Here is a 738-nt window from a genome sequence, read left to right as displayed (position 1 = left end):
GTTGAATCGTCTCGCCAATACCCAGGGCTCCGTCTGCATCACCAGCGCCGCGAAACAGCTGGGGGTCGCACCTTTGCGACTATTCAAATGGCTGAGCGACAACCGCTGGATCTATCGCCGGACGAGCCACTCCAGTTGGTCTGCCTTCCAGCCTCGGCTATCCAGCGGTCTCCTCGAGCACAAGCTGGTGAAGGTCGGTTCCGATCGGGAAGAACTCAAGGTCGTCGAGCAAGTAATGGTCACGCGTCGTGGCATCACCACCCTGGCCGAACAACTTCAAGGAAACTCGTTGTGAGCGTTCAAGCAATGTCCTGGGCGCTCTCTCTGCCCACCGAATCCCTGAAAGACTCAAGCGCGCGTCACGTGCTGCTGTGCTTGGCCAACTACGCCGGTTCGAACGGCGCTGGTGCCTTTCCATCTGCCTCTACCCTGGCCCAAGACACCGGTCTGTCAGAGCGTACCGTCCGGTACAAGCTCGACGATTTGGAGAAGTCCGGACTGATCCAGAGGGGCAATCAGGCAATCGCTGCCGTGCACATCGACCGTCATGACCGCCGCCCAGTCGTTTACGACCTTCAACTGTTGCGGGGTGCAAATCCTGCACCCCGTACAAAACGGGGTGCAGATGACGCAACGGGGTGCAACTCACAACAGAACGGGGTGCAGCCTGGAACAGAACGGGGTGCAGCGGCTGCACCCAATACATCAATCAACCATCAAGGAACCGAACAGCAGCAG

The 738-nt window shown here is 58.9% G+C and carries 2 protein-coding genes; both read left to right on the top strand.

The genetic code is table 11. The features are described 5' to 3' along the window. Positions 1-295: phage antirepressor KilAC domain-containing protein (locus tag AC1DRJ_RS30900; protein ID WP_477805453.1), on the top strand; the 295-nt coding region annotated here is incomplete at its 5' end. Between the two features lie 11 nt (positions 296-306). Further along, a partial coding sequence (locus AC1DRJ_RS30895; RefSeq protein WP_477805454.1) for a helix-turn-helix domain-containing protein occupies positions 307-738 on the top strand: 432 nt, incomplete at its 3' end.

It is taken from the genome of Pseudomonas sp. P5_B2 (assembly GCF_056400445.1).
This window is presented reverse-complemented; position numbering and strand designations above follow the sequence as displayed.